Origin of the sequence: Nocardia jinanensis (assembly GCF_014645735.1) — a bacterium.
Lineage (GTDB): Bacteria > Actinomycetota > Actinomycetes > Mycobacteriales > Mycobacteriaceae > Nocardia > Nocardia jinanensis.
Genome location: NZ_BMMH01000030.1, coordinates 1 through 23816, shown reverse-complemented (window position 1 = coordinate 23816; position 23816 = coordinate 1). Strand labels below are relative to the sequence as shown.

The 23816-nt window shown below is 67.9% G+C and carries 20 protein-coding genes; 9 read left to right on the top strand and 11 right to left on the bottom strand.

Annotation, left to right across the window (positions count from 1 at the left end):
* Position 1: 1 nt before the first annotated feature.
* Positions 2-562 (top strand): hypothetical protein, encoded by a 561-nt coding sequence (locus IEY68_RS32485; protein ID WP_156426004.1) that lies wholly within the window; start codon positions 2-4, stop codon positions 560-562.
* A gap of 358 nt (positions 563-920) precedes the next feature.
* On the opposite strand, the gene IEY68_RS36600 is transcribed toward IEY68_RS32485, so the two are convergent.
* On the bottom strand, positions 921-1064 hold the full coding sequence (locus IEY68_RS36600) for a hypothetical protein (RefSeq protein WP_199804857.1): 144 nt from the start codon (positions 1062-1064) through the stop codon (positions 921-923).
* A 91-nt stretch (positions 1065-1155) separates the two neighbouring features.
* Complete coding sequence (locus IEY68_RS32475; protein WP_058853083.1) at positions 1156-2382, bottom strand: helix-turn-helix domain-containing protein; 1227 nt, start codon at positions 2380-2382, stop codon at positions 1156-1158.
* Between the two features lie 169 nt (positions 2383-2551).
* Here IEY68_RS32475 and IEY68_RS32470 point away from each other — a divergent pair, with 169 nt between their 5' ends.
* Together IEY68_RS32470 and IEY68_RS32465 are read left to right on the top strand one after the other, a co-directional pair.
* Complete coding sequence (locus tag IEY68_RS32470) at positions 2552-2872, top strand: hypothetical protein (RefSeq protein WP_229719173.1); 321 nt, start codon at positions 2552-2554, stop codon at positions 2870-2872.
* Between the two features lie 292 nt (positions 2873-3164).
* On the top strand, positions 3165-3728 hold the full coding sequence (locus tag IEY68_RS32465; protein ID WP_058853081.1) for a flavoprotein: 564 nt from the start codon (positions 3165-3167) through the stop codon (positions 3726-3728).
* Between the two features lie 79 nt (positions 3729-3807).
* Here IEY68_RS32465 and IEY68_RS32460 read toward each other — a convergent pair whose 3' ends face one another.
* The 4 genes from IEY68_RS32460 to pgfA form a co-directional block, all read right to left on the bottom strand.
* Positions 3808-4341 carry a hypothetical protein gene (locus IEY68_RS32460; protein WP_058853080.1) on the bottom strand — a complete coding sequence of 178 codons (534 nt, stop codon included), beginning with the start codon at positions 4339-4341 and terminating at the stop codon, positions 3808-3810.
* A complete protein-coding gene (locus tag IEY68_RS32455; RefSeq protein ID WP_058853079.1) occupies positions 4331-4747 on the bottom strand; it encodes a DUF6915 family protein in 417 nt (138 codons plus the stop codon). The genes IEY68_RS32460 and IEY68_RS32455 overlap by 11 nt, the downstream gene beginning before the upstream one ends.
* A 164-nt stretch (positions 4748-4911) precedes the next feature.
* Entirely contained in the window at positions 4912-6333 is a 1422-nt protein-coding gene (locus tag IEY68_RS32450; protein ID WP_058853078.1) for an ATP-binding protein, read from the bottom strand.
* 264 nt (positions 6334-6597) lie between these two features.
* Positions 6598-7773 (bottom strand): cell envelope lipid trafficking protein PgfA, encoded by a 1176-nt coding sequence (gene pgfA, locus IEY68_RS32445; RefSeq protein ID WP_058853077.1) that lies wholly within the window; start codon positions 7771-7773, stop codon positions 6598-6600.
* A 361-nt stretch (positions 7774-8134) separates the two neighbouring features.
* Between pgfA and IEY68_RS32440 the strand changes: the two genes are divergently transcribed.
* A complete protein-coding gene (locus IEY68_RS32440) occupies positions 8135-9220 on the top strand; it encodes an acyltransferase family protein (protein ID WP_229719182.1) in 1086 nt (361 codons plus the stop codon).
* A 9-nt stretch (positions 9221-9229) separates the two neighbouring features.
* Here the strand turns inward: IEY68_RS32440 and IEY68_RS32435 are convergent, their stop codons facing one another.
* The 3 genes from IEY68_RS32435 to IEY68_RS32425 all read right to left on the bottom strand — a co-directional run bounded on the left by IEY68_RS32435 (position 9230) and on the right by IEY68_RS32425 (position 12525).
* A complete protein-coding gene (locus tag IEY68_RS32435) occupies positions 9230-10426 on the bottom strand; it encodes a DUF5685 family protein (protein WP_229719181.1) in 1197 nt (398 codons plus the stop codon).
* A 120-nt stretch (positions 10427-10546) separates the two neighbouring features.
* Positions 10547-11179, bottom strand: a complete 633-nt coding sequence (locus IEY68_RS32430) for a TetR/AcrR family transcriptional regulator (protein WP_058853075.1) — start codon at positions 11177-11179, stop codon at positions 10547-10549.
* A gap of 164 nt (positions 11180-11343) precedes the next feature.
* On the bottom strand, positions 11344-12525 hold the full coding sequence (locus IEY68_RS32425; RefSeq protein ID WP_058853074.1) for a glycoside hydrolase family 3 N-terminal domain-containing protein: 1182 nt from the start codon (positions 12523-12525) through the stop codon (positions 11344-11346).
* A gap of 105 nt (positions 12526-12630) precedes the next feature.
* Between IEY68_RS32425 and IEY68_RS32420 the strand changes: the two genes are divergently transcribed.
* From IEY68_RS32420 to IEY68_RS32405, 4 genes are all read left to right on the top strand, one after another.
* A complete protein-coding gene (locus IEY68_RS32420) occupies positions 12631-13143 on the top strand; it encodes a universal stress protein (RefSeq protein ID WP_058853073.1) in 513 nt (170 codons plus the stop codon).
* A 30-nt stretch (positions 13144-13173) separates the two neighbouring features.
* Positions 13174-14274 (top strand): isochorismate synthase, encoded by a 1101-nt coding sequence (locus tag IEY68_RS32415; RefSeq protein ID WP_058853072.1) that lies wholly within the window; start codon positions 13174-13176, stop codon positions 14272-14274.
* Positions 14275-14513: 239 nt separating this feature from the next.
* A complete protein-coding gene (locus IEY68_RS32410) occupies positions 14514-14684 on the top strand; it encodes a DUF2613 domain-containing protein (RefSeq protein ID WP_082681090.1) in 171 nt (56 codons plus the stop codon).
* Positions 14685-14803: 119 nt separating this feature from the next.
* A complete protein-coding gene (locus IEY68_RS32405; RefSeq protein WP_156426005.1) occupies positions 14804-19033 on the top strand; it encodes an alpha-(1->3)-arabinofuranosyltransferase in 4230 nt (1409 codons plus the stop codon).
* On the opposite strand, the gene IEY68_RS32400 is transcribed toward IEY68_RS32405, so the two are convergent.
* Positions 18990-20180 carry a polysaccharide biosynthesis protein gene (locus IEY68_RS32400; protein WP_229719180.1) on the bottom strand — a complete coding sequence of 397 codons (1191 nt, stop codon included), beginning with the start codon at positions 20178-20180 and terminating at the stop codon, positions 18990-18992. The two genes, IEY68_RS32405 and IEY68_RS32400, sit on opposite strands and share 44 nt — an antisense overlap.
* Before the next feature lie 163 nt (positions 20181-20343).
* On the opposite strand from IEY68_RS32400, the gene IEY68_RS32395 reads away from it, so the two are divergent.
* Positions 20344-22113, top strand: coding sequence for an MmpA family trehalose lipid delivery protein (locus tag IEY68_RS32395; protein WP_058853974.1), 1770 nt, complete (start codon positions 20344-20346; stop codon positions 22111-22113).
* Between the two features lie 195 nt (positions 22114-22308).
* Here the strand turns inward: IEY68_RS32395 and IEY68_RS32390 are convergent, their stop codons facing one another.
* Positions 22309-23517, bottom strand: coding sequence for a glycosyltransferase family 4 protein (locus tag IEY68_RS32390; protein WP_062999948.1), 1209 nt, complete (start codon positions 23515-23517; stop codon positions 22309-22311).
* Between the last annotated feature and the right edge of the window lie 299 nt (positions 23518-23816).

The following is a 23816-nucleotide window of genomic DNA, read 5'->3' as shown; positions in this document are numbered from 1 at the left end:
GGTGCGCAGCTATTCCGAAACCGGGAGACATTCACTACTAGCCGAAGTCGCCTTTCTCCTAGCTAAGAATAACACCGACGGCGGCAGGCTTACCAGGTTTAAAATTGAAGAAGATGCACGGAAATTTGTCACTCGATTGCCAAGATCCGAATTGTCCAAAACGCCGCTGACAAAAGAAGAGTGGGCGGAAGTGGACAAGCTGTCGGGTCGCATTGAACAGTATCTCAATGGAAAGATTGGGGTACAATTCAGTCCTACAATTCCAGGTTGCGGCGTTGTCGACATAACCTTTGCAGACATCCAATGCGCAAGCGAACTGATCGAAGTAAAAGCAGTTACTAGGCCGTTTCGCAGCATGGACTACCGGCAAATCGTGACGTACATAGCAATGCTGCACGCTGCCGGGCATCAGATAAATACCGCCACTCTCTTAAATCCCCGACGATCGCGATATGTTTCTATTAATATCGAAGATCTCGCGGCAACCGCCAGCGGGAAATCAAAGGTGGAGGTAATGCATGATATTACGACATGGATGATCGGTTTGCAGGTATCCGCGTAGGTACAATAATTGGATAATTCGGCGATGTGATGGCGCAACAGAATTATTGACGCGATCCGCGGCCGTTGATTTCTGGGGTGATTGTAGCTGACGGGGAACTTTGTCCATTTCGTTGAGCCCGGTGCTCGCCGGAGCGCAGCGGGGGCGGGCATCCTAATCGGCGCGTTCACGCTTTTGATGTGGTAGAGAAATTCGGCAAGTCTTCTCACCCTGATAATTATTCCGCTGACGAAGATCGACTACACTCGGTCCCTGGTTGTCGTCTGATGTCGGTTGTCGTCTGATGTCGAAGTCTCTCGTGTGGGGTCTGGCCCTCGAGTCCGCCGTGGGGTCGGTGGCAGTTGTAATAGTCGTGCCACTATTTGAGTTTGGCGTTGAAGACGTTTACGTCGTCGATGACGACGCCATCGAGAAGTCGATAGAACTCCTCGGCGCCGATGCGGTGTGAACGCTCCACCTTCCCGTTCAAGCGCGGAGTCCGGGGAGTGATGTGCTTACTCACCCGAATCTCCCTACGGATCAACGGAACCTGGCGTCAAGCAGCTCCGTCAGTTTTATACTTTGGAGAGGCGCAGTCGTGGTCTGATGCTTGGCTACGGCGCCACACCGACGCGCTGAGCGAGCCGACCCAATTCCCCTGTGGTTAGGTCGCGCCGCGCCTTACGCATCATGTGCCCCACCAACTCCCGGACGTGGACCATGTTCCGGACGTGTTGCGGGGCAGCGTGCTCAGCCCTCAGCAGCGAGTACAGGGAATCGCGGTAGTTCTTCTGCATGGCCTGCGCACGGCCGATCTCGACGAAGTACTGAGCACGTCGTCCCTCGGCCGGCAGGTTGTCCGGGGTCAGAGTCGGGGCGAGCGCGAGCACCTGGCCGGGTTCCCGCCGCTCCATCGCCGCCGACATCCGCCAGAGCTGGACGTTGGCAGGGCCGAAGGTCGGATTGCGAAGGATGGAGGTACCCCGGTCCGCCTGCGCCAGCCTGCTCGCCTGTGCTGCGGCCTCGTCCAGGTGCGGTTCGGGGTCGCCGCCCAGGGTCGCGGTCACAAGCGACGCCTGTAGGTGCAACATCCCAAACGTCTCTATCTCGCCCACCGTGCGGACATCAGCGGCGATCTGCTCGGCTGTGCCCTCTGCGTGCGCCAGCGCGGCAGGTAGAGAGCCTGGCTGCGAGAGCAACACCTGACTCCGTGCGAAGGCGGTAGCGGCGAATGCGGCCGTCCCACCGATGTTGCGCGCTGCGTTCTCCGCTTCCTGCGCAGCCGTCCAGGACAGCGCCCCGTACCCGCGCGCTTTCAGCGCCGCCGCCGTGGTGTGCGCGACCATCGCCAGCACATCCCATGCCCGTTCACGCTCAGCTCCGTTCAGGTCCCGGATATGCCGGTAGGAGTCGGTGAGCAGCGGCGCGAGCAGCGGACCGAGCGTGGCGTAATCGCAGGCTATACGCAGCTCGGCCGCGCGCTGAGCAGTGGCCGACAGTTCATCCAGGGAGCACGGCGGGGCGGCGTGCGTGTTGTTCCCCTGCGTCCACAACGCGACCTCGATATCGGGCACAGAAGCATGGAACCCGGCGGCGGAAGGATCTACGCGGTCGTGTTCGTATCCCGTCAGTTCCCCAAGGGTGACACCGAGCGCTGAGGCGAGAGCGAGCATCGTGCGGCGGGAGTCTATGGGCCGTTCGCCGATCTCGTATTTGGAAATGGCACCCCGGCTGAGCCCCGCCCGGTCGGCGAGCACCTGTTGCGAGATACCGCGACGGGCGCGGATCTGGCGTACCCGCTGGCCTACGAACTGATCCCCTTCGTGCTGTTCGGCGCTCATGCGTACTCCCTCGGAACGGCCGTGACAACACACACTTTACGTGCGATGCCCCGCAGCGGGGCAAAACGCTGTACCTGCGCTGACACCCTTCTCTCAGCCCCACCGCCGGGCTGCTCACATAGCCCCGGCGGTGGGTGCATGCCATAGCAGGGAGACGACAGGGGACACGATGCAGGGTGAAGCTCCGAAGGCAATCGGGCTGATTCGCAGGGACATGCACGGCAACGGGGTGGATATCCACCAGGTCGCGCAGCGGTACGGCTACCGGCTGGTGTGGACGGTCCGGCTCGATACCGGCCCACTGGCGAGTGTGCTGATCCTGGCGGGAACAATCTATGAGCACGGGGCAGCAGCAGTGATCGTGCCCAGCTTCGAGCATGCCGACGCGGTGCGGCATGCCATCACCGACATCGCGGCTTTGGCGACACCGATGCAGGTCTACCCGCGCGGGTACCGTTGGCCCCTGGTCGATATGGGCCGGCAGCGATGACCACACTCGGCCTGTCAGTGGCGATCGGCCTCCCACTGGCCGTGATCGCGTGGGCGGTGTTCTACCCGCCTCGGAGACCCTGATCGCCGCGAGACGCCGCGCGGCAGTACTGGGGATACGGTGCTCGATGAAGCCGACGAGCTGTTCGCGGTGTGGGACGGGAAGCCCGCGCGCGGCTACGGTGGCACGGCCGATGTCGTGGCTGTGGTGTGCGATCGAAACATGCCGGTCACTGTTGTGTGGCCCGAGGGAGCATCCCGGGACCGATACGTGGTACTGACACCATGAGGCCATGAACGAGCAGGGAAATCCCGTCCTGTACGCCATCGTGACCGGTTCGTCTGCCGCGCGGAATATCGGCACACTCGTCGACCTGGCCCAAGCGGACGGCTGGGACGTGTGCGTGATCGCGTCCCCGGACGGGCGCCGGTTCATCGACCCCGCCGCGCTGGAAGCCAAGACCGGGCATATCGTGCGCAGCCAGTACAAGGAACCGGGCGCCCCCGATGTGCTTCCCCCGGCCGACGCGATGATCGTTGCCCCGATCACCTGCAACTCAGTGGCGAAGTGGGCGGCCGGAATATCCGACACCCTCCCACTCGGCCTGCTGGTCGAAGCAGTCGGCAAGGGCTTGCCTGTCGTAGCTGTGCCGTTCTCGAACCGGGCACAGATCAGCTTTCCCGCTGTGCAGGACGCCATCCGCAAGCTCTCCGACTGGGGCGTGACCATGCTCGTCGGCGATGAGGTCTACGAACAGCCCGAACCAGGCACCGGCGAACGATATATCGACCGCTTCCCGTGGGAAATGGCCTGGCGCGCGGCACTCGATCACCCGAGACTCTCGATATCGAGCTGACCATCGACGCTTCGACGTGAACCGTTCGACCCCTCTCCGGCTTACGGAGAGGGGTCCTGCTTTCCGGGACACGCGAGCGTCAATCGTGTTCGTAGAACTCGACGTCGAAACCCGCGCGGGTGGCGACCACCTGCGCCGGGTCGCCGAAGTGTTCGAGCAGGTCGGCGTCGTGGGCACCATCGATGATTGCCGCGTCGAAAGCATTCATGGCGGTGAACAGCGCGTCGCTGATCTGCGGATACTCCGCTGCATTCCGTTGACTGTGATCATCGGCGGACCTGATCAGCCAGACAGCTATGCAGCCGTGCTCGTCGAGAACACCCTCGTCGATCCCGTCGATCCGGAACCCGACATCGTCGGCGCTGAACTTACAGGGATCACCGTCGTTGAAGTACGGCGTGTACTGCTCCCACCGAATCGACTGCACCTCCGGGAATGCGAAGACCGCGTCCAGGGCAGCGATGAAATCGGTCAGTGGTTTCTGCTCGACCGGTGCGGTGTCTCCGGAATCTTCTTCATCGTCCGGCCACAACTCTTCGACCAGCGAGGTGTCGAAATACTCGATTTCTCCACGGATCGGCCGCCCGACGATCGAGTTTTCTTCAGTGGTCATGGCTCTCCTCGGAGGTTGTCCCGTGGGCTCTGTTCGGATGGGGCAGCGCCGAGTTCAGCAACTCTTCGCGACCGATGAATTTGTTTCGCTTACCGCCCATCCAGGTCTTACAGGTGAGACAGGCCGACCAATCCGCGGGTGACGGCAGCCAACCGAGATCCTCGACGATGTGGTTCTCGGTGATATCGCGGACGAGAATTCGTTTACCTGCGCTGTTGGTGATGCTGCGCCCGAATACTTCCTGCGCCATCCACGGACCGTGCGAATTGTGTCGGTACTGACGATGGGTTACGTCGCCGACGATCGATTTGAAAGCATCTATCCACTCGTGAATGGCGATGTAATCGTCGGGGGAGCCGCCGAAGTGTCGCGCGGACGCTTCGGCGTGCAGCCATGATTGAGCCATCGAGCTCCTCGGTTCGAGCATTCCCGACCCCGCCTGGGAAGGTGCGCAGGATTGTGCCATGCCGGGGTGACAGATCCGGATGAATCCGGTAGGTGGGGTACCGATCTCGGGTTCTGCGGTCCGACGGATTCCACCGGATGTTCTTGTCCGGTAGGGCGAATTCGTCAGGCCCACGCTGTGAGCAGTTCGTCCGGTGTCAGCACTCGCGCGCCCGCCGTCGAGCCTCCCGCCCGCGCGACTGCCAGCATCGGGGTATCGGCATCGGCGCCCGGTAGTTGTGACCGGTGGGTGATGAGAGCGGCGAGATCTCGCTGATCGAACGGCTTGTTCTCGAGCCATTTCACTGATCCCACACACGTGATCCGCTTGGCGATCGGCCCCCGATCGGCGGCGACCATATCTATCTCCGGGTTGTTCGTCCGTGTCCAGTAACCGCCGATCGCCCCTGTCCCCGCGGGCAGGTACCTGTCCGCGGCCCGCCACAGCGCCTCCCGGATCAGCGGCTCTACTGCCCGGCCCCGCCAGGATGTCCAGCTTGCCCGGATCGTCTCCAGCACTCGATCTCCCCGCCCACGTTCGATCGCGGGCATACCGGGACCGAGAAAGAAAAGCCAGAACCGCAGATACGAATCTTCGACGCGATAGCGGGTTTCCCTGCTCGCCTGCACCGAGAGCGGCCGCTCGGCCGCCACCATACGTCGCTCGGTGAGCAACCCGAGTGATCGGGTGAGTGAAGTCGGGGGAAGATCCCCGGCTGTCCGGCGGATGAGGCTGAAAGTCCGCTCGCCGTGACCGATCGCGCCGAGCACCGTGCGCGCTTGCGCCTCGGTGGGGAATTCGGCGGCCAGCGCCCGTTCGGCGCTGACCAATAGGGCCGAGGTGGGGCGGCGGAGCGCGAAGTCGAGGTATTCCCACAGCCCGGCCCCTCGCGGCCACTCCTCGAGAATGAGAGGTAGACCGCCGCTGACCAGGTACGCATCGAATGCATCGGCCGGTGACAGATCGAGCATTGCCGCGACATCGTGCGGATTCATCGGCGGCACCACCATCTCGGTACCGCGCTGATAAAACGGACGGCCGTAGGTGTTCAGCTTCTCCATCATCGCGATATCGGATCCGATGAGCACGAGCAGCACCGGCAACTTCGACAGGGTCCGATCGAACACTTTCTGCAGCGTGCCCTCGAACGCCTGATCCTCCCGCACCAGATGGGGCATTTCGTCCAGTACGACGACGCTCGGACGATCCGTCGGCAGCACGGTGGCGAGCAGATCGAACGCGGCTCGCCACGTCTTCGGTTCCGCGAACTCCGAGACCTGCGCGGCGCCGGGCAGGTCCGAACCTGCGAGATCGGCAACAAATCCCGCCAGGTCCTCGCCCCGCGACCCGCCCACCGCCGTGAAGAACACGTGCGGCACTCGCGCCCGATTTAGAAACTCCTCCACCAGCCGCGACTTCCCCACCCGCCTACGGCCCCGGATCAGTAACGCTCGCCCTGGTCGCCCCGACCGGCTGCCCTCGCGCAGCGGCTCGAGCAGTTCGGTGAGAAGGGCAAGCTCAGCACGTCGCCCGATGAATCCGTCCACAACCGCCTCCCAGGATACTATCTTTAATGATACTATCATCAATGATAGTCTTTTAGCCGCCGGCCATGGCCGAACCCGGACAAGGTCGCGCCGCCCCCGCTGCGGACCTTGAGGGTGGGTCAGCATCCCGGGACTGAGACCGTATGCCGGGTCCTTCGGAATGCGCCGAGACATTGCAGATCGGCTGCGGTGGTGAAAGGCGCTGCCGGGGAAAGCAAAAAGTGCCCCGGACCATCGGTCCGGGGCACCTCCTGTGTTCTTACCTCAGAGGTTCTTCGGGAGTTTGATCGTCTCCGTGGGAGCGTCCGCGTTACCGGTGCGGGGCAGGGTGGTGGTCGGTGCTTCCGAAGCGGCGACCGACGAGCCCCCACTGGGCCGGCGACCGGAAGGACCGGCGGGCCGGGCCGGGTAACCGCCGCGGCCGCCCGTCAGTCCGAGTGCGATACCGCCGATCAGCGCGAGCACACCGAGGATGCCGAAGACGATCGGCAGCACGCGGCCGAACAGCGACAGCTTGTCGATATTATCCTTGGCCACCGCCAGCTGCGATTCGACGGTATCGGTATCGAAGACCATATTGGCCTTGAGCGCCTGCACCTCCACCTTGTCGGCGCTGCGGCCGTAGAAGATGTTGAGCTGTTCGCCGCCCTTGACGACCGTGCCGGTCTCCGGCTCGACCCACACGTCGCGGGTGTTGCCGTAGAAGCGGTACATGGTGACCGGTTCCTCGCCGCCCTCGACACCCCACTTGGCGGCGGGCAGTTCCAGCTTGTTGGTCGGCGCCTTGGAGACATCGTTCAGATTGGTCACCGGGACGTTCTGCCGGAAGTGATAGACCTTGGTGCCGTTGATCTCGGTCTCTTCCTGGAACTCCATATCGGTGGTGGTCCGGGCGAGCACGTCGAAGTACGGGTAGGTCTTCTTCTCGGTACCGATCGGGAACCGGTACTGCAGCCCCGTGTGCTGGACCGGATCGGCGAGGGCTTCACCCTTGGAGTTGGTGGTGATCGCGATCGAACCGTTGGGATCGGCGGCCACCGGCTCACCGGACACGCGGTCGATGGTGACCCGGTCGACGTAGGCGGTCAGCACACCGGTGTCACCGGATTTGTCGATCCGGCGCAGGGTGTTACCGGCCTGGATGGTCATTTCGTCGGCATCGGAGGGATCCTCGACGGTGAGAAAGCGCTGCGAGACCAGCGGCACATTCTTGTTGACCTCCGCCGAGCGGCCCGCGGCGGTCAGCGACGATGAGTCCAGGACCAGGCTTTCCTGATCCTTCTGGTTGACCGCGACCGTGGTGATCTCGAGATCGAGGGGAGTCTTGGCCATTTTGCTGACGGTGTAGGTGGGGATCATCAGCGCGGCAACGAGCAACAACGCGCCGAGACCCACGAGCACGCAGGCGACCGTCCTTCTGGTTCCGGCACTCAGTGCCATGCAAAGTCTCCTCGTCGTAGAACACAGGTCGTTCCGCGGGTACAGCGGGACGCCGCGGCACTCGTGAGCCCTGACACTAACAGCCTGGGGGTTACCCGGGCGGTGGTGAGGGCGGAATCAGACCGAAATCGGGGGGAGTGTAACCCGCATTGTGAAATGCCGGCTTCCTTCACGCGCAAGCGGCCCGGCAGACTGGACCCTGATGACCACCACCCCGACCACCGATACCGGCTCCCGGCCCCCCGGCGGACCGGCCGCCACCACCGCTGACCAGGCCCGGCCCGGCGGCGGCACACGACCGTCCGGGCAATCGCCGGTCCCCGCAGCGCGTCAGCGGGGCTTTCTTCCCGCACTCGAGGGGATGCGCGGCCTCGCGGCGCTGGGTGTAGTGCTCACTCACGTGGCATTCCAGACGGGCGCCAACGGTATACCCGGACTCGGACGGCTGCTGGAACGCTTCGATATGGCCGTCGCGGTGTTCTTCGCACTGTCCGGCTTCCTGCTGTGGCGCCCGCACGCGCTCACCGCGCGCGGACTCGGCGAAGCGCCCGGTCTCGGGTACTACCTGCGGCATCGGGTGGCACGGATCGTGCCCGCGTACTGGGTCGTGGTCTGTACCGTCCTCGTCCTGGTCCCGGCCGCCGCGGGTACCGCCGGCCTGCAAGTATGGATTTCGAACCTGCTGCTGCTACAGGTCTTCGTACCCCTCACCCTCACCGACGGACTCACCCAGATGTGGAGTCTGTCGGTCGAGGTGGCCTTCTATACAGCGCTGCCGCTACTGGCCTGGCTGCTGCACGGATTGCGCGGCCGTGCGGCGGCGGCGCGGGTACCGGCGGTCCTTGTATTCGGGCTGCTGTTCCTGAGCTGGAACTTCATTCCGGTACCGACTCTCGACGCCATCCATGCCGACAACTGGCTACCGGCCTATATCCCCTGGTTCGCCGGCGGCATGCTGCTCGCCGAACTGACCTGCGACGACCGGTGGCGGCAGCGATTGCGGTTCCTGGGCAATCAGCGGCTGATGTGGCTGATCGCCGCCGCGGCGTTCGTGGCGTCGTCGACACGACTGGGCGGAGTCGCCGGGCTGACCCGGGCCGAACCCTGGCAGTACGCCGCGAAGATGGGGCTCGGCGCGGTGATCGGCTTCGCGCTGCTGGCCCCGCTGGTACTCGGACCACCGGACAAACCGCACCGGTGGCTCACCGCGGCGCCGGTCGCGATGGCGGGACGCTGGTCCTACGGCATCTTCATCTGGCATCTCGCCGTGCTGTCGGTGATCTTCCCGGTGTTCGGCATCCTGCCGTTCCAGGGCAACTTCGGGGTAGTGCTGGTGCTGACGGTCGCGTTCACCCTGCCGATCGCCGCGGCCAGCCACGCCCTGGTGGAGGAACCGTGCCGGCAGTGGGCGCGGCGACGAGACCGGCCGCGGACCGCCAAATCCTGAACGCGCGACTCAGCAGTCGCAACCGCAGCCGTCGCAGCAGCAACCGTCCCCACAGCAGCAACCGTCACCGCAACAGCTCGCTGAGTCGCCGCAGCAGCTGCCGCACTCACAACAACCGCTGCAATCGCATCCTCGCTCGGCCCAGGACTGCTGCCGCTCACCACTGCACGGCCGGGTGTGCTCGGCGCAGCAGGCATAACCGGTGCAGTACTGGGTGAGGATCAGCTGGATCGATTCGGCGACCCCTGGCCGCTGCGGACCGAGGGACGCCCGCGGATCGGTGGGATGAACGCTCACCGGATACTGCTGATACTTCTGCGCCGAGGCGACGGGCGGTGCCGCGATGGTGCGGCCGATCCGGCGCAGTGCGGTAGTGAGCGGGTCCAGTAACGCCCAGCGCAGGGCCGGGATATCGGTCAGGCCGGCGGTCCGCAGTGCGGACCGCAACGAGTGGTGCGATTCCCGGACCAGGGCATAGCCTTCGTCCTGGGTGGTACCGGTCGCGGCGAGCGGGTTGAAGCGATCCGCGGCGGCATCGGCGTCATAGTCGGTGAGCGCGTCGGCCAGATGCGCGATCCGGCCGAATTCGTCACCCGCGCCGCGCAATGCGTCCACATTCTCCGGGCGGTCGGCGAGCACCGCGGTATGGGCGAAGAACTCCGCGGCACAGCGGCGGCTGGCGAGGGTCAGATCGTCCAGGGCGGCCGCGCCCGGTAGTCCGTCACCGGCGGCGACCCGCTGTTCGGCGCCCGCCTGCGCCTCGATCGCCGCCACCAGCGGGGCGATATCCAGGCCGATGGCGGCGGCCCGGGTGTGTGCCCCGGTGGCCCAGCCGGTCGCGACCCGGCGCATCGGCCGGTGCAGGCGGGGCCGGGTATCGCCGTCCGCTATATGGTCGGCGACCTTGGCGGATCCCAGTAGCAGGGAGGCCGTGGCGGCGAGCTGCACCGGCGCCGAGGCAGCTACCGGGACCCGCGCCGTACGCATCCCGCGCAGCGGGCAGGGTCCGGCGGTGCGACGCGGGGCGGGGGACGCGGCCTGGGCCTCGGTGAGCAGCGCGAGTACCACCGCGTCGGTATTGGTCGCACTACGCGCCAGTTGCCCGTGCCCGTCGCGCAGGCCCAGACACAATCCGCACATATGGGACTGCCACAGCCCTGGGTCCACCCCGTATTTCGCGGCGCCGTGCCGGCACGGCCGCAACATTCCGAACACTTGCCCTCCCGATCGGATGGCGACCGCCGCGACATCCGTTGCGCGGATAGAAAATACGGACCGACCGGGTTCTGCGCAACAGAGCGAGCCCCACTGAGCGGGCAATTCGTACTATTCGGGCAATTCCGCGGGGTCGCCATTATCGGCCGAGCCGGGTTTGCGGCCCGCCAACCCGCGCCAGGCGAGCGCGTCGAGCAGATCCACGGCTTCGGCCACATCGATCCGGCCGTCGGCCACGGAATCGGCGATGGCCTCCCCCGCGCCGATCACAGCGACGGCGACGATATCGAAGTTGGTGCCCGGTTCGGCGTGTTTGGCACTGGACTCCAGCAGTTTCGCGGTCAATTCGATCACCCGCTCGCGGGCGTTCTCGATCTCCGACGCGAAGGCCTGCTGCCCGAGGGCTTGGCGGTACAGGACCTGCCAGGAATTACGGTGCAGATCGACGAAGCCGAGAAAACCCTCGAGTGCGGTGCGCAATTGTTCGTGCGGGCTGAGCAGCGGGTTGCCGGCGGGTGCGACGGATTCGAGGAAGCGCAGGCCCTCGCGCTGGATACAGGCGCGGAAGAGTTCGTCCTTGGAGCCGTAGTACAAATACAGCATCGGCTTGGAGATCTCGGCTTCGGCGGCGATGGCGTCCATGGATGTTTCGTGGAAACCCTTGCGCGAGAAGACCTCGACCGCGGCATCGAGCATCTGCTGCTCGCGCACCGCTCTCGGAAGTCTTTTCGTACCGCCCGCCATCACGTCTCCTACCAGTGAGCCCTTTATATTACTCCAAAGTAAGTTCCCCAGGACCGGAACCACCGGCCGCGATGCACGCGCGCCGGTGTTCTTCCGGTGGACGGCCGGAAACCCGAATCCATCGTTTCGCCCGGGCCGCCCCCACCGGCCAGGGCACCGCGCGCTCAGCAGGCGCGCGGCACCCGCTTGTAGTCGGCCATCCGCAACACGGAGGCATCCACCCGCTCCATCGGCAAACGTCCGGCGGCCACCGCCTGCTCCAACTGGTCGAGGACCTGGCCCACGGCGTCGGTACTGATCCACAGAGCATTATCCGCGCCCGCCACCAGCGTCGCCTCCACTGCCTGCTCGATGGACAACCGATCGGTGATCGCGGCCATTCCGCTCAGGTCATCGGTGAAGATCACACCGTCGAACGGTGCCGCCCCGTACCCCGAGCCCTCGCGCAGCAGGTTCATCACCTCCGGGCTGATACTGGCCGGCACACCCGGGGTCGTCAGTCCGGGGACGTCGAGATGACCGACCATCACCGCCGAACCCGAACCGATCAGTTCACGGAACGGCACCAGATCGCTATCGCTCAGCTCCGACAGCGGCGGTACCGTCACGGCCCCGAGATGAGAATCGCCGGTGCTGGACCCGTGGCCCGGGAAATGTTTGAGCACCGTGCCGACACCGACCTCGTGCATGGCCCGGATATAGGCGTCGGCGTACTCGGTGACCACCGCCGGATCGTCGGAGAACGAGCGGTCACCGATCACCGAATCGTCGGGCTGGGAGCTCACGTCGATATCGGGGGCGAAATCCACAGTGATCCCCAACCCCTGCATCGCCCGCGCGCGGTCCAGGGTCGCGGTGTAGAACTCGTCGGGTGTCATGGTCTGCGCGGTTTCCCGGGCCGACGGCGCGGTCCCGATCAGATTCGCGAGGCGCGACACCCGGCCGCCTTCCTCGTCGGTGGTCACCATGAGCGGCGTTTTCGCCGCGGCCGTCACCTGCGCGAGCCCGCCGTCGGTGAGCATCGATAGATCGGTCCAGCTGCCGACGAAGATCCCGCCGACCTGATGGTCGCGGACCACCGCGAGCGCATCGTCGGTACCGGTCACTCCTACGGTGAGCAGCTGCGCGAGCTTCTCCCGGGTGCTGAGCTGCCCCAGGAACTGGGCGGCGCAATCGCCTCCGGTCGTGGTGGTGGGGCCGGCCTCGCCACTGGCCGCGACCTCGGGGCCGGTCGCGCCACCCGGGGTCGCTGTGGTCGCGGTACCGGATCCGCCGCCGTCACCGCCGGAACAGCCGGTGAGCAGCATCGCGAGCACCGCGAGCAGGACGAACGGTATCTTCCGCATCGTTCGACGGTAGCCCGCGCCCCCCGCGCGTGAAACCTCGGCTCGGCTTCCGTGCGGGGGTAATCTGGTAACACCCGTCAGGAGTTCGCCCTGGAGGTCGCCGCCATGCCCTGCGATCTGATGCTCATCGCCTACGACGGTTCCGAACACGCCAAACGCGCGATCGAATACGCCGGACGTTTCCTCGCCGCCGATCGCGCGGTGGTCGTCACCGCCTGGGAGCCGATGGTGCGCCAAGCGGCGCGTATTTCCGGTATCTCCGGGATGGTGCAGCCGGAATGGGTGCCCGACGAGGAACTCGAGGACATCGCCTACACCACCGCCCGCGATATCAACGCCGAGGGCGTGCACCTGGCGGGCCTGGCCGGGCTGAACGCCGAGGCACGCACCCAGGAATACGCCACCAGCGCGTGGCAGGCGGTCGTCGATGTCGCCGACGAACTCGACGTCGACATCATCGTGGCCGGCACCCGCGGTGCCACCGGTTTGCGGGCACTTGTGCACAGCAGTGTCGCCGATGCCGTGCTCAAACACTGCCATCGTCCGGTTTTCCTGGTACCCCCGGCACAGCCGGCCGGGTCGCGCAGGACCGGGCGTGACGATCACGCCGCAAAGTAGGGCCTACGCGAACATGGCTACTGTCGGATCATGACCGGCTTCCTGCTGGCACGACCCGACAGTGTGGTGCGCGGTACCGGTGTGCGCGCCGTCCACCGCGACCCGTGGCAGGCCGCGGCCGCGCTGCGCGAGGGGGCCGCTCCGGCGATCGCCGGAGCGCTGCCGTTCGACCCGCGAGGCCCTGCCGCGCTGGTCGAGCCCGGTGAATTTCTGCACACCGCGGGACCCTGGCGCCCGGCCGCGCTGCCGGAACTACCCCGGGTACGGGCGGTGGTCCAGACACCGGGTCCGGCCGAACACCGCGCCCGGGTGGCCCGGCTCGTGCGACTCCTCGAAGATCCCGGCAACCGTCTACGCAAAGTGGTGGCCGCCCGGTCCGTGCTGGCCGAAGCGGCAAGCCCGCTGGACCCCGAGGTCCTCGCCGGTTATCTGTCGACCCGGCATCCGCGGGCCGATATCTTCGCGGTCGACCTGACACCCGCCGGGCGCGAGGGGGCGACGCTGATCGGCGCGAGCCCCGAGCTGCTCGTGCACCGGCGCGGTACCTGGGTCGAGTTGTACCCACTGGCCGGCACCCTGCCCCGGCTCCCGGACCACGAGGCCGACACCGCCCAGGCCGAAATACTGTCGGCGAGCGCGAAGAACCACGCCGAACACGCGTTCGTCGTCGACTGGATCGCCGAACGACTGTCCCCGGTCTGCACCGGCCTCTCGATACCCCGCCGCCCGAAACTCGTGGCCACCCACGATATGTGGCATCTGGGCACCCCGATCCACGGCATACTGCGGGAACCGGCGCCCAACGCGCTCGAATTGGCTCTGCTGCTGCATCCGACCCCGGCGGTCTGCGGCACCCCGACCGCGGACGCGCTCGAATACATCACCGGCCACGAGGAGGACCGCGGGTTCTACGGAGGCGCTGTCGGGTGGTGCGATGCCGCCGGTGACGGGACATGGGTGGTCGCCATCCGCAGCGCGGAACTGGCCGCCGGCGGGCAGACATTGCGCGCCCACGCGGGCGGCGGGATAGTCGCAGCGTCCGATCCCCACGCCGAACTGGCCGAGACCACCGTCAAACTGCGCACTCTGCTCGGCGCCCTCGACTGCGCCGTACCGCCGGACGGCGAATGAATCCACCGATCCCGGTGGCACGACCCGGCCGACTCCGCCGGGCCGCGGAGTCGGCCGGGAAGACTCTGCTGATCCAGGTATCGGAAGGGGACGGTGCCCCCCGGGCTCGATATCCACGGCGGTGCGGGCGGGGGTATCGGCAACCGTTAGGGTGAAACACCCGACGGTGCCTACCCGGACCCCGCCGGTCCTGCTAGGTTGACCCAGATATCTGCCTGCTTCGAGTTTGGAGTGCTGCGATGAAGTTTGCTGTCCCCGGTGTAGCGAGTGCGGTCGGCGGCGCCCTGCTGGGCGCGATCGCGGTCTTCGCCATCACCGCCGCGCTGCAGCAGAACGCCCGCCCAGAGGTCGACCGCAGCGGTAATGCGGACAGCTCGCTGCTGAACAGCGTCGAATACGGCAAGCGCTGAGACCCGGCCCGATCTCATCCCGTCCCCGTCGGTTCCTTCCGGCGGGGACGGCAAACGCCTGACCCACGGTGCCCGTCCAGTCCGACCCCGTCGAACCCGCCGACGCGGCCCCCCGTTCCATCCCGGATCCGGCACCCACCGGCGAACTGGGCCGCCGCTGGTTCTTCGGATCGGCCTTCGCCGCCTTCCTGCTGACCTTCCTGCAAGCCCCCGGCCTCACCGTCGCCGATACCAAATACGATCTCGCCGAGAATCCACTCGGTTTCCTCACCCGCGCCGGCCACCTGTGGAGCAGCCAGGCACCGATGGGCCAGGTACAGAACCAGGCCTACGGCTATTTCTTCCCGCACGGCGCGTTCTTCGCCCTCGGTGATCTGCTGCACCTGCCCGCCTGGATCACTCAGCGCGTCTGGTGGGCGCTTCTGCTCCTCGCCGGTTTCTGGGGCGTGGTCAAACTCTGTGAAACGCTCGGGATCGGCAGCCGCGGCTCGCGGGTCATCGCGGCTGCCGCCTTCGCCCTCTCCCCTCGGGTACTGACCACCGTCGGCTCGATCTCCTCGGAGACGCTGCCCATGATGCTGGCGCCCTGGGTTCTGCTCGCACCCGCCGCGCTCGGCACCGCCTACCGCCGGCATCGGCGCGGCGGAGCGCGGTCCCCGGCCGGCAGTGCCGTCGCATTGGCATTGATGGGAGCGGTCAACGCGGTGGCCACGGTGGCCGCCTTCCTTCCCGCACTGCTGTGGTGGGCCAGTTTCCGCCCCAACCGCACGTGGTGGCGGTTCACGCTGGCCTGGGTGCCGCTGCTCGCGCTCGCGGTGGCGTGGTGGGCGGTACCACTGCTGCTACTGGGCCGGGTGAGTCCACCGTTCCTCGACTACATCGAATCCTCCGGTGTCACCACGCAGTGGGCCTCACTGGGCGAAGTGCTGCGCGGCACGAACAGTTGGACACCCTTCGTCTCCCCGGAGCGGATCGCGGGCGCGGTACTGGTCACCCAGCCCGCCGCGGTCCTGGCCACCGGCCTGATCGCCGCGGTGGGGATGGCGGGGCTGGCACTGCGGTCGATGCCGTCGCGCGGACAGCTGGTGCTGATCCTGTGCGTCGGGCTCACTGGTATCTGCGCGGGCTATGCGGGACACCTGGGCGGACCGTTCGCCGAGCCCATCCGGATGTTTCTCGATTCCGGCGGCGCACCGCTGCGCAATGTGCACAAACTGGAGCCGCTGATCCGGCTGCCGCTGGTGCTGGGGATCGCCCAGTTGCTGTCCCGGGTCCCGCTGCCCGCCTCGGTCCGGCCCGAGGTCTGGCGCGCGGCGTTCGCCAATCCGCACCGGGACCGCCGGGTCGCGGTCGCCATGCTGGTACTCGCCGCGCTCGCACTGTCCAGTTCCCTGGCCTGGACCGGAAAACTCGCACCGCGCGGCGCCTATGACGAGGTCCCCGCCTACTGGCAGCAGACTGCGGACTGGTTGCACGAGAACGCCGCCGACACCCGCGCACTGGTCGTTCCCGGCGCCCCGTTCGGTAGTCAGGTATGGGGTCTGACCCGGGACGAACCCTTACAGGCGCTGGCCGAGACCCCGTGGGCGGTGCGCGACGCGGTCCCCCTGAATCCGCCCGGCACCATCCGGGCGATGGATTCGGTGCAGCGGCTGATCGCCGACGGACGGCCCTCCGACGGGCTGGCCGCCGCCCTGCGCGGGCAAGGTATCGGGGTGCTGGTGCTGCGCAACGATCTCGATCCGGATACCTCCCGCTCGACCAGACCGATGCTGGCGCACAGCGCGGTGGAGGGTTCGCCGGGCCTGCACAAGGTCGCCGAGTTCGGCAAGACTGTCGAAAATGATTCCGGCAGAGATGATTTCGTAGTGGACGCGGATCTGCGCCCCGATTACCCCGCGGTGGAGATCTACCGGGTCGACGCACCCGTCCCCGGTACTCCGGCCGAGTTGCGCGGCGGAACCGGTGCGCCCGAACAGTTCCCGGGCGCGTATACGGTTCCGCTCGATTCGGTCCCGGTGGTTCAGGGCGGGCCGGAGGTCCTGGAACGCCTGCACCGCGACCCTGCCACCTCGCGCGAACCCACCCTGCTGGCCGCCGACGCCGCCGCGGCGGGGCTGCCGGCCGGCCCGGTGACAGTGACCGACACCCCGATGAACCGGGAAACCGATTTCGGGAAGGTCGACAACCACAATTCCGCCCTGCGCGCGCCCGGGGACGCACGCCGAACCCACAACCTGGCCCCCGACTACGACGTCCCCGGCGCCGAACTGGTGCAGGGCGGCTGGACGGGCGCGACCATCACCGCGTCCAGTTCGGCGGCCGATGCCACACAGATCGGTGGCGCCGCCCCCGGGAACTCGACCGCCGCCGCGGTGGACGGCGATCCGGCGACCGCCTGGATCAGCAATGCGGGTGAATACGCTCTGGGCCAATGGATCCGGCTCGACCTCGACAAACCGTTCAAGTCCGGGCTGCTGCGGTTCACCACCACCCCCGCCGCTATAGGCGACCCGGTGAAGTGGGTGGAGGTGCGCACCAACCACGGCAGCGTCTCGGCGCGGATCAGTGAGCCGGGCGAATCGGTGTCGGTCGCACTGCCGGTCGGTTCCACCGAATGGGTGAAGATCACCGCCATCCGCACCGAACGCGGCAGCACCGGTGGCCAGTTCGGGATCAGCGAACTGGGTCTGGACGACTACACCGTGCGCGAGGCCCCCGTCCCGGTCGAGATCCGCCATCGGACCGTCCTCCCGCCGCCCCTCCCGGAGGCCACCGTGACGAGCTGGGACCTCGGCCAGGAGTTTCCCGGCCGCAGTGCGTGTTTCGACAGCCCCGACCGCGTCCGCTGCGGTAAGGGGCTGGCGCTGGCACCGGAGGAGCTGGGGCCGTTCGGGCGCACGCTCTCGGTTCCCGTACCCGCCACTGTCGATCCGCTACTCATGATCCGTCCACGGCAGGGCCCAGCGCTGGAGGCCTTGCTGACCGATCCCGCGCGGCCCGTGGCGCGCGGCGCCTCCGATGTCGGTGATCTGCGTGGTTCCGCGTTCGCCGCCACCGACGGTGACCCCCGCACCAGCTGGACCGCGCCGGAGGACACCGTCCGCGACAAGCTGGGGCCGAAACCGTCCCTGACGATCGAACTCCCGGAACCCACCCTGGTGACCGGGCTGGAATTGACGCCTTCCGTGGGCGGACTGCCCGCCGCGCCCACCTCCGTCACGGTGAATCTGGGCAACGGTCCGCAGGTCCGGGAACTCGAGGACCCCGACGAAGTCTCCCGGATCGACCTGCATCCCACGGTGACCGACCGGATCGAGTTGAGTATCCGCAGCTGGGAATCTGTACTGGACCGGACCGCACTCGGCTACCACCAGCCCCAGCCGCCCGGACTCGCCGAGGTCGGCGTCCTCGGGCCGGAGTATCCGCCACCCGCCCCGGCGGAGCGGTTGGTGACCGTCGGCTGCGATACCGGCCCGACCATCGCGGTGGGCGGCCGGTTGCTGCACACCAGCGTCACCGCCACGGTGGGCGAATTACGTTCCGGTGAACCGGTTCCCGCCCAGGTGTGCCCGGACTTCCCGCAAGACACCGGCGCGTTCCCGGCCACCGAGCCCGGAACCGTGCGACCGGTCGCCCTACCGACCGGCGAGGTCGACGTACTGGTGGCGCCGACGGACCTGTTCTTCGTCGACCGGTTGCGACTGGTGAACACCCAGGCCCCAGCACCTGTCGCGGGCGACGGGACCCGGCTGCTGACCCTCCCGCTGAGTACCAACGCGGGCTGGTCCGCACACACCGCCGACGGACGTGAACTCCAGCCGATAGTGGTCGACGGCTGGCAGCAGGGCTGGCTGCTACCGGGCGATGCCACCGGTCCGGTCACCCTTTCCTTTCCGATCGACAGCTGGTACCGGATCGCCATCGTCCTCGGCCTCCTGTTGCTGATCCCGCTCCTCGCGCTCGCGGTGCCGCGTGGTCCGCGGACCGGCCCCGTGGCACCGGCGCCGGCCGTGTGGTCGCCGCGAATACTCGCGGCGCTCGGCCTGACGGCCGCCGCGACCCTGATCGCCGGGCTGACCGGCACCGTACTCGCCGTCGCGGGCTCGGCGACGCTGCGATTCGCGCCCCGGATACCTCGCCGCGCCCTCGCGGCGGTCGCCGGAATCGGTACCGCGGTCTCGTCCGCCGCGCTGTCGACCGGCCCGTGGCGGATGCCCGGCGGTTATATGGGTGATTCGCTGTGGGTCCAGTTCCCCGCACTGGTGGCGGTGGTCGCGGTAGGCCTGTCGGCGCTACCACGGATCAGGCGGGAGCCGGGACCGGACGACCCGCCGCCGTCCGGATGACCAGTACCGCGACGAGAGTCGTGGTGACCGCCGCCACCGACGCGGCCGTCGCGATCAGCCCGGTGACGCTGTTCGCCAGGGTGAGCATGAGGACCACCTCGATCACCAGACCGGCCCAGGCGAGTACCGCCAGCGCCGTCCGCTGCACCGCGATAGCCGACAACAGCGCACCCTGCAGGACCGCCAGGAGCGCGCCGTGCAGGGCGAACAGCCATAGCAGTCCCTGGATCGGCGCGTAGTCCTGTCCGGCGAAAAGAGGGGCCAGCGGTGCGGCCACCGCCGCGCCCGCTACGGCGAGCACCCCGATTCCGGACAGCACGGCGAGCGCCGAACGGACCGCCGAACCCGACGAGGCCGGTTGCGCCATCCGCGGATACAGCACCACCCCGACCGCCTGCGGTAACCAGAATGCGATCTTGGTGGCGATGGTGCCCAGGGCGTAGCGGCTGGCGTCGGGTTCGTCCAGCACGATCCGGACCACGATCAGATCGGCGGAGGACAGCGCCATCAGCGCTGCCTGTACCTGCGCGGCCTGCAGGACCGCGAAAACCCCGGCGAGCCCGCCCGCGACCCCCGCCGGCCGGTCGGCGGCGGCCGCCGCGCCGGGATCACCGGCCGATATGGGCCGGCGGCCGCTACCCGCCACCATCCGCGCGTACACCGCGGCGGCGGCGATACCGGCGGCGGCGGCCCACAGCGCCGGGGTCGCGCCACCGCCGGAGGCCAGCACCACCAGCGCCGGGAGCACTTTGGCGATCCCGGCGACCCCCAGCACCACGGCCAGCCCGCGGAATCGCCGCGCCCCCTGCAGCACCCCCTGCTCCCCGGCCAGGACCACCAGCGCCGGCGCCGACCCCAGCGCCGCGGCCGACGCCGCGATACCGACCTCGAGCACCACACTCACCACCGGTACCAGCACCACGACCGCCGCCGCCACCAGGAGCGCACACCGCAGGCGCAACGCCCGCAGTGCGGCGATATCGGCCCCGTGCACGAGCTCACGCGCCACTACGTTCTGCAACGCCAGTGCGGGTACCGCACACAGCAGCTGCACCGCGAGCAGGCTGGCGAATTCGCTGTACCCGGCGACTCCGAGCCAGCGCCCGGCCAGCAACTGCAGCAGATAGCTCGCGATATTCGCGGTCATCGCGCCCGCGGTCACCAGGGTCATGTCCGCCACGGCGGGGAGACGGCGAACGGACTGCACGGCGCTAGTGTCCCACCAAGCTCGGTCCGCATACCGGTCCGCCCCGCCGCGCCGACCGAACGTAGGGTGACTGGCCGTGAGCGCGCAACGAGCAGGCCGGTGGATGTCCTGGCTCCCGGCCGGTTACAGCCTGCTGCTCACCCTCCTGATCACCGCACCCCTCTTGCGCCCCGGATATCTGCTGCTCCGCGACGCCGTGAGCACCCCGCGTTCCTATCCGACCGATACCGCGCTCGGCCTGGGCGATGCCGCCCCGCGGGCGGTGCCCCAGGACTGGTTGCTCGCCACGCTCTCCCCGGTGATCGACGGTGGACTGATCGTGAAGATCATCCTGTTCGCCGCCCTGTGGGCCGCCGGATACGGCGCCGCTGTGCTCGTACGGGAACTGCTCGGCGCCCCGCTCGCGGCACAACTGGTCGCGACAACGCTCGTGGTCTGGAATCCCTATATCGCCGAACGGCTGTTGCAGGGCCATTGGAGCCTGCTCACCGGCTATGCCGCCCTACCGTGGACGGCATCGGCCGCGCTGCGGCTGCGCACCGCCGGGCACAGCGGCTTCGAGCGTTTCCGGAACTGGTCCGTGCTGGCCGGCTGCCTCGCGGCCGCCGGTCTCACTCCCACCGGCGCCCTGCTCGCCGGGACCGTAGCCCTGCTGGTGGCAGGCCCGCGACGCAGTCCCGGAGTACTCGTGCTCATGGCCGTCACCAGCGCACCGTGGCTGGTCGCCACCGCGGCCTCGGGGGTCGCGGCCGAACCCTCCGATCCCGCCGGTGTCACGGCCTTCGCCGCCCGGGCCGAACCCTGGCTCGCCACCGTGGGCAGTCTCGCCGGGCTGGGCGGAATCTGGAACGCCGAGGCGGTACCGGTATCGCGGACCACTCCGATCGCCGCGCTCGCGACAATTCTGCTGCTCGCAGTCGTTGCGCTGGGGATCCGGCGAGTGGTGGCGGCGGATGGCGATCCCGACCGCACCCGGGCCCGCCGGGTGTTGATCGCGCTGGCCGGCGCGGCAGTACTGGTCCCGGCACTCACCGCCACCCCGGCCGGGCTGACTTTCATGGAATGGCTGGTCGTCGAAGTCCCCGGTGCGGGACTGCTACGCGACACCCAGAAATTCGTGGCGCTGGCCGCCCCCGGTTACGCACTCTGCGCGGCGGCCGCATGCCTCGGGTTCGCCGGCCGGAGCCGCGAGGGCGAGGTGCGCGAAGAAAGTGCCGGCCCCACTGGTGCGCGAACCGGGCCGGCCGACGGCCCGGCGCGCTGGTCGCCGGCACTCGCCGCGCTGTTCATCGGTGTGCTCACCCTGCCGCTGCTCGACCTGGGCTGGGGTGCCGACGGGCAGCTGCGAGCGATCGGCTACCCGGATTCCTGGCACGAGATCGCCGAACGGATCGACGGACCCGGTGATATCGCCGTACTACCGGGCGGAATGTTCCGGCGCTTTCCCTACAGCGGGTCCGCCCCGGTCCTGGACCCGGCGCCCAGAATGCTGCCGCGCGATGTCCTGCAAACCGGCGCGCTACCCGTCCACGATCTGACGGTGACCGGAGAAGGGGCCCGTGCGCAGACAGTGGAGAATCTGCTGCTCGACGGAGGTCCGCCGGATCAGCTGGCACAGCTCGGTGTCGGCTGGGTCCTGGTGGAACGCGACACCCCCGGCCCGCTCGGGAACTCCGCGGCGACCCTGGCGCGGCTGCGGCCGGTCCACAGCACCGGCGAACTGGCGCTCTACCAGGTCCCGGACGTGCGGCCGCGACCCGCGCCGGCACACCGGTCCCTGGTGGTCGCCGCACATATTCTGTGGGCGCTGCTGCTGGTGATACCGCTCGCCACCTACGCGTACGGTGCCCTGATTCGCCGGGCCCGGCGCTGAGGGCCGACCGTGATCGGATTCGGCATCCGGGCCGGTTCACACGCAGAGATCCGGCACCCGGTCGAGACCGGACATCGGAATTTCGGCATATGCGCGCTCAGGAGCCGAGGCCGGGACCGGCCGGGCGCGACCGGTACGGGATTCGCCGCGCGAGCTGTTCAGGAGGTCCGGGTGCGGCGGACCACCGGAGAAGGGTCAGGCGCCGGCGGGGAGTTCGACATGCACAGTGGCGGCCGTATCCTCCCCCGCCGAGATGAGCCCACTGACCCGCCGGCCCGCAGCCGCGGCCGCCAGCACCCGGTGCACACCGGAGGCAGTGTGCTCCCAGGAGAACTCCCGGGCCCGGGCGCGGGCCTTCTCGCCCATGATCGTGCGGGCGGCCGCGTCGTCCAGCAGTTCACCGACGATATCGGCCAGTTGGTCGGCATTGTCGGCCAGCACCCCGGTCACGCCGTCGACGACGGAATCGGTGAGACCACGAGAGGACCGGTAACCGACGGTCGGCACACCGTGCTGGGCGGCCTCGATAACCGCCAGACCCCAGCCCTCCTTACGGGAGGGCAGTACGTGCACCCACGCACGGGAGAGCAGTTCGTGCTTACGGCCCTCGTCGACGTGGCCGTGAAAGGTCACCGCATCGGCGATACCGAGCGCCGCGGCTTCATCACGTAGCTTGTCCGCCCACCAGCCGCCGCCGATAACATCCAGCCGTACCCCGGGGATCCGGTTCCGCAACCGGGCGACCGCGGTGAGCGCGTCCTCGATCTGCTTGTGCGGGACGAGCCGCGACAGCACCACCACCCGGGGCTCGGTCGAGCGCACAGCCGCGGTGCCGGTGGGCACATGCGCGGGGACAGCCTCGGCGCCGTTCCGGACCACCGCGATCCGGGACCGGTCGACGCCGAGCGTCGACAGTTCTTCGGCCGAGGGCAGCGAAACGGTGAGGTACTGGTCGGCCCGGTGCACCCGGGGCGAGAGCACCGATTCGATCCACCAGCCGATCCGGCCGACCAACCGTCCGGCCACCGGCCACTGCTCCCGGTGTCCGTGATGGACCAGCACGATCGTGGGCACACCCGACACCAGCCGGGCGAAGAAAGGAATGCCGTTCTGGGTATCGATCACGGCTTCGGGCCGGATACCGCGCAGCGGCCCGAGGCCCAGCCGGCCCAGCGCGATCGCGGCCAGCGCGCGGGGATATACCGAGAACCGGCCGCCGCCCCTGCTGATATCGATACCGCCGATCCGCTCCCGCTTCGGCGCTCCCGGATAGCGGGCGGTACGCAGCGTCACCTGCACCCCGCGGGCGGCGAGTTGCGCGCCTACCTGTTCCAGGTACCGCTCGCTACCGCCGCCTTGTGGATGACCGGTATCACGCCAGCAGAGCAGAAGTACTTCGCGCACGTGAGGCTTCTCCGGTGGGCTCGGGTCCCGCGGACGGGACATGGGCATCGCGGTCCACAATAACGCTGTGTTTATTGGCGGCGCCTGCGGCGCCGCGGGGCGGGGCCCTATTAACCCCGGTTCTTCACTCCGGCGCTCAGTCGCTGCGCTCCTTCGCTCTGTCGCTCCAGAACCGGGGCGGGCCCCGCCGCAAACGCCGACCATCCAGAATAGACGGAAGGTGAAGGCAGAGGTGCACCTCGACCAGCCTGAGCAGGCGCACCACTCTGGACACACTCGATAGTCGCCCACCTACGGAC

Coding starts and splice junctions, on each gene's coding strand:
- IEY68_RS32465 (WP_058853081.1), top strand. CDS start 3,165: ATGAACGAGCAGGGAAATCCCGTCCTGTACGCCATCGTGACCGGTTCG.
- IEY68_RS32420 (WP_058853073.1), top strand. CDS start 12,631: ATGCCCTGCGATCTGATGCTCATCGCCTACGACGGTTCCGAACACGCC.
- IEY68_RS32435 (WP_229719181.1), bottom strand. CDS start 10,426: ATGTTGCGGCCGTGCCGGCACGGCGCCGCGAAATACGGGGTGGACCCA.
- IEY68_RS32470 (WP_229719173.1), top strand. CDS start 2,552: ATGCAGGGTGAAGCTCCGAAGGCAATCGGGCTGATTCGCAGGGACATG.
- IEY68_RS32460 (WP_058853080.1), bottom strand. CDS start 4,341: ATGACCACTGAAGAAAACTCGATCGTCGGGCGGCCGATCCGTGGAGAA.
- IEY68_RS32455 (WP_058853079.1), bottom strand. CDS start 4,747: ATGGCTCAATCATGGCTGCACGCCGAAGCGTCCGCGCGACACTTCGGC.
- IEY68_RS32440 (WP_229719182.1), top strand. CDS start 8,135: ATGCGCGGCCTCGCGGCGCTGGGTGTAGTGCTCACTCACGTGGCATTC.
- IEY68_RS32400 (WP_229719180.1), bottom strand. CDS start 20,180: ATGACCGCGAATATCGCGAGCTATCTGCTGCAGTTGCTGGCCGGGCGC.
- pgfA (WP_058853077.1), bottom strand. CDS start 7,773: ATGGCACTGAGTGCCGGAACCAGAAGGACGGTCGCCTGCGTGCTCGTG.
- IEY68_RS32425 (WP_058853074.1), bottom strand. CDS start 12,525: ATGCGGAAGATACCGTTCGTCCTGCTCGCGGTGCTCGCGATGCTGCTC.
- IEY68_RS32415 (WP_058853072.1), top strand. CDS start 13,174: ATGACCGGCTTCCTGCTGGCACGACCCGACAGTGTGGTGCGCGGTACC.
- IEY68_RS32475 (WP_058853083.1), bottom strand. CDS start 2,382: ATGAGCGCCGAACAGCACGAAGGGGATCAGTTCGTAGGCCAGCGGGTA.
- IEY68_RS32410 (WP_082681090.1), top strand. CDS start 14,514: ATGAAGTTTGCTGTCCCCGGTGTAGCGAGTGCGGTCGGCGGCGCCCTG.
- IEY68_RS32430 (WP_058853075.1), bottom strand. CDS start 11,179: ATGGCGGGCGGTACGAAAAGACTTCCGAGAGCGGTGCGCGAGCAGCAG.
- IEY68_RS32395 (WP_058853974.1), top strand. CDS start 20,344: ATGTCCTGGCTCCCGGCCGGTTACAGCCTGCTGCTCACCCTCCTGATC.